The organism is Bacillus proteolyticus (assembly GCF_001884065.1).
Classification (GTDB): Bacteria; Bacillota; Bacilli; order Bacillales; family Bacillaceae_G; genus Bacillus_A; species Bacillus_A proteolyticus.
Genome location: NZ_MACH01000084.1, coordinates 1 through 224 on the forward strand (window position 1 = coordinate 1; position 224 = coordinate 224).

2 protein-coding genes are annotated in these 224 nt (G+C 33.5%); both read left to right on the plus strand.

The window, feature by feature from the left end; genetic code table 11:
- The coding region (locus tag BAQ49_RS32270) for a DUF3948 family protein (RefSeq protein WP_116733457.1) at positions 1-70 on the plus strand (70 nt) is incomplete at its 5' end.
- Positions 71-111: 41 nt separating this feature from the next.
- Positions 112-222, plus strand: coding sequence for a DUF3948 family protein (locus tag BAQ49_RS13460; protein ID WP_001058532.1), 111 nt, complete (start codon positions 112-114; stop codon positions 220-222).
- The last annotated feature ends 2 nt before the right edge of the window (positions 223-224 follow it).

Below are 224 nucleotides of genomic sequence, written 5' to 3' on the forward strand. Positions count from 1 at the left end.
CTTAGGATCAGCAAGCGGAGCAGTAGTATTAACAGCATTAATCGTATTTCTTTCAAGCGTATTAGTATAATAGAAGTTTTGTAACAAAAAAGAGAAGGGAGAATGGAAATTATGAACAACGAGCAAGTATTAAATGTAACAAAAGGTGACTTCTTAGGATCAGCAAGCGGAGCAGTAGTATTAACAGCATTAATCGTATTTCTTTCAAGCGTATTAGTATAATA

Coding starts and splice junctions, on each gene's coding strand:
- BAQ49_RS13460 (WP_001058532.1), top strand. CDS start 112: ATGAACAACGAGCAAGTATTAAATGTAACAAAAGGTGACTTCTTAGGA.